Below are 4,813 nucleotides of genomic sequence, written 5' to 3' on the forward strand. Positions count from 1 at the left end.
ACCCTGAGCATGGGGCATGCCGCCGTCGATCCCGATGACCTGTCACGCCTTGCCAGCCGCGACCCGCTCAGCGCCATCAACGCCGCGGTGTACCAGGCCAAGCGCAACGGCCGCGACCGGGTGGTGGACGCGGACCAGTTGCGCCAGCCGTCGGTCTACATCACCGGCGGTGCGCTGGATCGCGCCCTCCACGAAGGGCGGATCGTGGCTGCCAGCCAGCCGATCGTCGACCTCGAAAGCGGTGAACAGGTCGCCGACGAGGCGCTCGCCCGGATGATCACCCCTGACGGCGAGGTGATCCCCGCGCACTTTTTCATCGAGGCGGCAGCGCGACTGCAGATTGCCCACCGCATCGATCATCAGATCATCCACCAGACGATCTCGAACTGTGTCTCCACCATCGGTCACCGCCCGATGGCCCACTTCGTCAACATATCCGGCGACTTCCTGCAGCATCCTGAACTGATGGAAGACATCATCCAGACCGTACGAACGGCCTGTGACTGCGTGGAAGGCAGCAACGGCGGGGTCAAGCCCCTGGTCCTCGAGATGACCGAGCGGGAGGTGCTGGACGACACCGGCCACGCCCTGGATGCGCTTCGCCCGCTGATCGATTTCGGGCTGCGCCTGGCTCTCGACGATTTCGGCAGCGGCTATTCCTCCTATCGCTACCTGCTCGACATGCCGTTCACCTTCCTCAAGATCGAAGGCGCACTGGTCGAACACATCCACGACAACAGCCGGGCACGGAAGATCGTGCAACACATCCAGGCCATGGCCAGCGACCTGGGACTGACCACCGTCGCCGAGTTCATCGGCGACCAGCGCACCGCCGACATCCTGCGGGATATCGGCATCGACTGGGGGCAGGGCTTCCATTTCGGCCATCCGGAAATCGTCCGCCCCGTGAATCCGGCCGGCCAACGGCCGGTCCGACGGGCCTGAAGCGACCGCGGGCTTTCTCGGGCCCGGAAAATGCGCTATGCTTCGCGCCCTGTTTCGGAGTGTAGCGCAGCCTGGTAGCGCACCTGCATGGGGTGCAGGTGGTCGGGGGTTCGAATCCCTCCACTCCGACCAAACCGACAAAACAAAAGGGCCACCCTCGACGGGTGGCCCTTTTGCGTTACGACCCGCATGCCCCCGCCTTCGCCCCGGATGCCAACGGGTTCTCCGGGCGGGCCAGGCCCGCGAAAGCCGCGGTAGCGGCTGGCTTCGTCCCCCGCCCATGACCGGCGCATCGCCCAGGCCGTCCCGCCCAAATCAGTCCGCGCGATCGAGGACTTCGCCGGCCGAGACGGCCAGCACGGCGCCCTCGGGCAACGGCTGCCAGGGACCCTCCGTCAGCGGCGTGCTGGCGAACAGCAGCATTTCCTGGCAACTGCCGTGAAGATCGAGGCCGGAGTCGGCCAGGGCCTCGGAGAGTTCGCAATGGCGGCGGTCGAGCATGTGCAGCCCCGGCGGGCGGATCTCGCCGTCGGCCTGGGTGCGACGGTGGGCATGGACAAACAACGCATCGCTGTCGGCGTAGAAGAAATTCGCCGGGCCAAAGGGACGCAGCTCGGCGGCGACCTCGGCGACGCAGGCGAGCCGATCGGCCAGCGGCGGTACGCCGTCGCGCTCGTCCCAGAGCGGGGCGAGACGTTCGAGCAGATAACAGAAGACCAGCTCGGAATCCGTGTCACCCAGTGGGCGGAAACGCCGCGGTCGGAACGCCTGCCGGTCGACGCCGGAAAGGTTGCCGTTATGGGCAAACAGATGCACCCGCCCGCCCAGCTCCCGCTGAAACGGCTGGGTGTTCCACAGTGCCCGGTCACCGCGCGTGGCCAGCCGGATGTGGGTGATGATCAGACGGCTGGGCGGGATGTGCCGGTCGACGTAGCGGACCAGCTCGCTTTCCGCCGCGGCCACCGGTTCGCGGAGCCGGAAGACATCCGGCCCCTCGTAGGCGGCAATGCCCCAGCCGTCCCGGTGCGGGCCGTCCCGCCCGCCCCGGCGCGCGAATCGCTCCAAGGCGAAGTCCGCGGCCACCGGCTCCCGACTGGAGATGGCGAAGAGTTCACACATGGCAAGGACCGATACTCGCAGAAAGCGCCCCGACTGGCCACACGGACAGTGTCAAGCCCCTCCGCCGGTCAGGGGAAGGTCTTCGAGCCGGGGAAAGCCTTGCGCTGTCCTTGCGGCTCCCTGGCATGGCAAACTGGCCGGGAGTCATCGCAGAGCAAGGAAGCCGTCAACATGGCCAATGGAACCAATGCCAATCTCTCTCTTGCCGTCCTGATCGACGCCGACAACGCCAATCCCGGCATCGTCGACGGGCTGATGGCCGAGGTGGCCAAGATCGGCGTGGCGCACGTCAAGCGAATATACGGTGACTGGACCACGCCGCATCTCGGCAAATGGAAAGAGGTGCTGCTGCACCATTCCATCCAGCCGGTGCAGCAGTTCCGCTACACCGTGGGCAAGAACGCCACCGACAGCGCCATGATCATCGACGCGATGGACCTGCTCTATACGAGTCGCTTCGAGGGGTTCTGCCTGGTTTCCAGCGACAGCGATTTCACCCGGCTGGCCTCGCGTCTGCGAGAGTCGGGGCAGGAAGTCTTCGGTATCGGGGAGCGCAAGACGCCAAAGCCGTTCGTCTCCGCCTGCGACCGGTTCATCTACACCGATGTATTCACGGCACCTCAGGAAGAGGACGTCACCCTGGCGCACAGCCCTCAGGGCAAGAAGGAGCTGCGCAGCGACACGGCGCTCGTCAGGTTGGCACGAGCAGCGATCGAGGCCACGTCGGACGAGAACGGCTGGGCAAACTTGAGCCCGGTCGGCAGCTACATGAACAAGACCGCCAACGACTTCGACCCGCGCAACTACGGCTACACGAAGCTCAGCTCGCTGTTCGATGCCATTGGGCTATTTGAAATCGAGCGCCGCGACAACGGGGTATTCGTGCGGGATAGCCGTCGGCGATCGAACGGCTCGGCCTGACTACATTCACCCCATACCATCATCCAATTCCGGCCGATGCCGCCGACGGGAACGCCGACACGGTACACTCGTCGGGTATCGACCGTTCCAGACACCCCCCGCGACCACCGGTCGCACACAGCAGGGAGAAGCCGCCATGGGAATTGAGACCTGGATCGTGATCGCGCTGGTCGTGATCGCCGTCGTCTACGTCATCTACGTGTACAACAAGCTGACCTCGTACCGCACCCAGTACGAGAACGGTTTCGCGCAGATCGAGACGCAGCTCAAGCGCCGCCATGACCTGATCCCCAACCTGGTCAACACGGCCAAGGGGTACATGGAACATGAAGCATCGGTCCTCAAGGAGGTCACCGAGGCGCGCGCCGCGGCGGAGAAGGCGGTGGAGGCCGCCCACGACAAGCCGGGCAACCCGGAAACCATGGACCTGCTTTCCCGTGCCGAGTCGGCGCTCAACAGCGGACTGGGCAGGCTGAATGCCACCTTCGAGGCCTACCCGGACCTCAAGGCCGACGCCAACATGCGCCAGCTCTCCGAGGAGCTGGCCACCACCGAGAACCGCGTCGCCTACGCGCGCCAGGCCTACAACGACCTGGTACAGAAATACAACGAGTACCGCCGCTCCTTCCCGCCGGTGGTGATCGGCAAGCTCGTCGGCCATGGCGAGGATGCCCAGCTGCTCGAGTTCGAGGACAGCGAGGCCATCCAGAAAGCGCCTGAAGTCACCTTCTGATCTGATCGCTCATGGATTTTCGCGAACAGCAGGACCTGGCTCGGCGTCAGACCCGGATACTGGTCGTGCTCTACGTGCTTTTGCTGATCGCCGCAGCAGCGGCCGTGGGCGCACTCGTCTGGCTGGGCCTGATCCTGGGGGAGCAGGCCCAGGCCGCCCAGGGGGCGGGCACAAACCGGACACCCTTGCCGAATGGGGCCGACTGGCAGGCTTTCGCCTGGGCCGCGGGGCTGACCGGCGGCGGCATCCTCCTGGTCACCCTGTTTCGCTGGTTCACCCGCTCGGACGGTGCCAAGGTGGCCCAGTCGCTGGGCGGGCGCGAGCTGACCGGTGCGGGCGAGACTAACCTCAGCCCGGCCGAACGCCAGTACCTCAACATCGTCGACGAGATGGCCATCGCCTCGGCCCTGCCCCGCCCGCGGGTGTTCGTCCTGGACCGGGAGCCGGGCATCAACGCCTTCGCCGCCGGCACCAGGCCGGAGAATGCCGCGGTCGCGGTCACGCAGGGGGCGCTGGAGCAGTTGTCCCGCGACGAGCTGGCCGGGGTGGTCGCCCACGAGTTCGGCCACATCGCCAACCGGGACATCAAGCTGTCGGTGCGCGTGGCGGCGATGGTGTTCGGCTTTACCTTCCTGTTCTTCGTCGCCCGCTGGTGGTTCCACGTCGGCGTCGGGCCCGGCCGCCGTGACGCCCGCCTGCGCATCGCCATGCTGGCCGGCGCGGCGGCCATCGCGCTGGTGGGCCTGCTGACGGTGTTCTTCGGCCGCATCCTGCAGGCGGCCGTCAGCCGCCAGCGCGAGTTCCTGGCCGACGCCTCGGCCGTGCAGTTCACCCGTTACCCCGACGGGTTGAAAAGCGCCTTCGAGAAGCTCAAGGGCGGCGCCTCGTCGCGCGTGCAGTCCGACGCCGCCGCGGAGATGAACCACGCCTTCCTCTTCCGTGCCGGCGGCGCGCGCCTGTTCGACACCCACCCGCCGCTGGAGGAACGGATCCGGCGGCTGGCAGGAGCCCGGACCTCCTGATGCCCTCTGCCGGCGACATCAGTCCCAGGCAAGCGGCCGGATCTCGTCGGCATTGAGCAGCCGGATCTGCTGG

5 protein-coding genes and 1 tRNA gene are annotated in these 4,813 nt (G+C 66.6%); 5 read left to right on the plus strand and 1 reads right to left on the minus strand.

The window, feature by feature from the left end:
• Both ACLFMY_RS08335 and ACLFMY_RS08340 read left to right on the plus strand, forming a co-directional pair.
• On the plus strand, window positions 1-945 hold a 945-nt coding region (locus ACLFMY_RS08335), incomplete at its 5' end, for an EAL domain-containing protein (RefSeq protein WP_410764201.1).
• A 55-nt stretch (window positions 946-1,000) separates the two neighbouring features.
• Window positions 1,001-1,077, plus strand: a tRNA-Pro gene (locus ACLFMY_RS08340).
• Window positions 1,078-1,260: 183 nt separating this feature from the next.
• Here ACLFMY_RS08340 and ACLFMY_RS08345 read toward each other — a convergent pair.
• On the minus strand, window positions 1,261-2,064 hold the full coding sequence (locus tag ACLFMY_RS08345) for a class II glutamine amidotransferase (RefSeq protein ID WP_410764202.1): 804 nt from the start codon (window positions 2,062-2,064) through the stop codon (window positions 1,261-1,263).
• Window positions 2,065-2,235: 171 nt separating this feature from the next.
• On the opposite strand from ACLFMY_RS08345, the gene ACLFMY_RS08350 reads away from it, so the two are divergent.
• The 3 genes from ACLFMY_RS08350 (at window position 2,236) to ACLFMY_RS08360 (ending at window position 4,740) form a co-directional block, all read left to right on the plus strand.
• Window positions 2,236-2,985 carry an NYN domain-containing protein gene (locus ACLFMY_RS08350; protein WP_410764203.1) on the plus strand — a complete coding sequence of 250 codons (750 nt, stop codon included), beginning with the start codon at window positions 2,236-2,238 and terminating at the stop codon, window positions 2,983-2,985.
• Between the two features lie 136 nt (window positions 2,986-3,121).
• A complete protein-coding gene (locus tag ACLFMY_RS08355) occupies window positions 3,122-3,718 on the plus strand; it encodes a LemA family protein (protein WP_410764204.1) in 597 nt (198 codons plus the stop codon).
• A gap of 11 nt (window positions 3,719-3,729) precedes the next feature.
• A complete protein-coding gene (locus ACLFMY_RS08360) occupies window positions 3,730-4,740 on the plus strand; it encodes a M48 family metallopeptidase (protein WP_410764205.1) in 1,011 nt (336 codons plus the stop codon).
• Window positions 4,741-4,813: the final 73 nt, after the last annotated feature.

Source organism: Guyparkeria sp. (assembly GCF_046545975.1).
In the GTDB taxonomy this organism is placed as follows: domain Bacteria; phylum Pseudomonadota; class Gammaproteobacteria; order Halothiobacillales; family Halothiobacillaceae; genus Guyparkeria.

Excerpts from the sequence above, each read along its gene's own strand:
- ACLFMY_RS08345 (WP_410764202.1), bottom strand. The coding sequence starts at position 2,064 with ATGTGTGAACTCTTCGCCATCTCCAGTCGGGAGCCGGTGGCCGCGGAC.
- ACLFMY_RS08350 (WP_410764203.1), top strand. The coding sequence starts at position 2,236 with ATGGCCAATGGAACCAATGCCAATCTCTCTCTTGCCGTCCTGATCGAC.
- ACLFMY_RS08355 (WP_410764204.1), top strand. The coding sequence starts at position 3,122 with ATGGGAATTGAGACCTGGATCGTGATCGCGCTGGTCGTGATCGCCGTC.
- ACLFMY_RS08360 (WP_410764205.1), top strand. The coding sequence starts at position 3,730 with ATGGATTTTCGCGAACAGCAGGACCTGGCTCGGCGTCAGACCCGGATA.